We start from the raw sequence: 2,138 nt of genomic DNA, 5'->3' as shown, positions 1-2,138 counted from the left end.
CCCGGCGGAAACTTGATGCTGGCCTGCACAGAGGCTTTGGCGTCCGCGACGTAGCCCCCGAGGTCGCGATCGCGGATGTCGACGTAGATGTAGGTCGCGAGCTGCCCGTTCTCGGTCCGGATCGAGGTCGGCCCGCGCGCCGGCGCGACCTTGGCAACCTCGCCGAGCGGTACCGCGCCGCCAGCGGGCATCGGCACCAGCACATCGTTGGCGATGGCCCGCGGATTGTCGCGCAGATCGCGCGGATAGCGCATGTTGACGGTGAAGCGCTGCCGCCCTTCCACGGTCGTGGTCACGGTCTGGCCGCCGAGCGCAGTCGCAATCGTGTCCTGAACGTCCTGGACCATGATGCCGTAGCGCGCCAGCGCGGCACGGTCGGGGGTGACTTCCAGATAGTAGCCCCCAATGCCACGCTCGGCATAGGCCGATGAGGTGCCCGGCACGGCCTTGAGGACCTGCTCGATCTGCTTGGCGAGCTTGTCGATCTCGACCAGGTCGGTCCCGATCACCTTGACGCCGATCGGCGTTCGTATGCCCGTGGACAGCATGTCGATGCGGGCCTTGATCGGCATGGTCCAGGCGTTGGAGACCCCAGGAAACTGCAGTGCCTTGTCCATTTCGGCGATCAGTCCGTCGATGGTCATGCCGGGCCGCCACTCCTCCTTGGGCTTGAGGTTGACCACCGTCTCAAACATCTCGGACGGCGCCGGATCGGTCGCCGTCGCGGCGCGCCCCGCCTTGCCGTAGACCAAGGCCACTTCCGGAAACGAGCGGATGATCCGGTTTTGGATCTGCATCAGTTCGCCGGCCTTCGTGACCGAGATGCCCGGCAGCGTGGTCGGCATGTAGAGCAGCGTGCCTTCGTTCAGGTTCGGCATGAACTCGGTACCGAGTTGCCGCGCCGGCCAGATGCTCACGGCCAGAACGGCGAGCGCGAGCACAAGCACCAGCGTCTTGGCGCGCATGACGCCCTTGATCACCGGGCGGTAGATCCAGATCAGGACGCGGTTGATCGGATTCCTGTGCTCCGGAACGATCCGCCCGCGCACGAAGATCACCATCAGAGCCGGCACCAACGTCACCGACAGGAGCGCAGCGGCCGCCATCGAGAACGTCTTCGTGAACGCCAGCGGGCTGAACAGCCGCCCCTCCTGCGATTCCAGAGTGAAGATCGGCATGAACGACACGGTGATGATCAGCAGGCTGAAGAACAGCGCCGGCCCGACCTCGGCCGCGGCGGCGATCAGGACCTCGATCCGAGATCGTCCTGGCTCCGCGCGTTCGAGGTGCTTGTGCGCGTTCTCGATCATGACGATCGCCGCATCGACCATGGCGCCGATCGCGATCGCGATGCCCCCGAGGCTCATGATGTTGGAGCCGAGCCCGAGCAGCTTCATGGCGCCGAACGCCATCAAGACCCCGATGGGCAGCATCAGGATCGCGACAAGGGCGCTACGCACGTGCAGCAGGAACACGATGCAGACCAGCGCGACCACGACGCTTTCCTCGAACAGCGTGTGCTTGAGCGTGTCGATGGCCGCGTAGATCAGGTTGGAGCGATCGTAGACCGGCACGATCTCGACCGACTTCGGAAGACTTGAGGCGATCTCCCGGAAGCGCTTCTTGACGTTCTCAATCACCTCCAGTGCATTGAGGCCGAAGCGCTGTAGCACGATGCCGCTGGCGACCTCGCCCTGGCCGTTCAGCTCCGTGATGCCGCGCCGCTCGTCGGGGCCCAGTTCGACACGCGCGACGTCGCGCAGCAGCACCGGCGTCCCGTTGTTCGTCTTCAGCACGATGTCGCCGAGGTCGTTGATCGACTTGATGTAGCCCTTGCCGCGGATGACGTACTCGAACTCGGACAGTTCGACGGTCCGCCCCCCGACGTCGGCGTTGCTGGCGCGGATGGCATCGCGCATCTTCTGCATGGTGATGCCGCGGTCGCGCATGCGTTGCGGATCGAGGATCACGTTGTACTGCTTGACGAAGCCGCCGACGCTCGCAACCTCGGCGACACCCTCGGCCTTCGCCAGTGCGAACTTCAGATTCCAGTCCTGGATGGTGCGGGTATCGGCGAGGTTCAGTTCCTTCGATATGATCGCGTACTGGTAGACCCAGCCGACGCCGGTCGCGTCGGG

1 protein-coding gene is annotated in these 2,138 nt (G+C 64.9%); it reads right to left on the bottom strand.

Features of this window, described 5'->3' with window-relative positions:
• Positions 1 to 2,138 (bottom strand): efflux RND transporter permease subunit (locus ACFQX9_RS29135; protein WP_377791239.1); only part of this gene is annotated, 2,138 nt, incomplete at both ends.

This window comes from Bradyrhizobium sp. GCM10028915 (assembly GCF_042666195.1).
Classification (GTDB): Bacteria; Pseudomonadota; Alphaproteobacteria; order Rhizobiales; family Xanthobacteraceae; genus Bradyrhizobium; species Bradyrhizobium canariense_D.
Note: the sequence above shows the minus strand (reverse complement) of the source record. Positions and strands in the feature narration are given on the sequence as shown.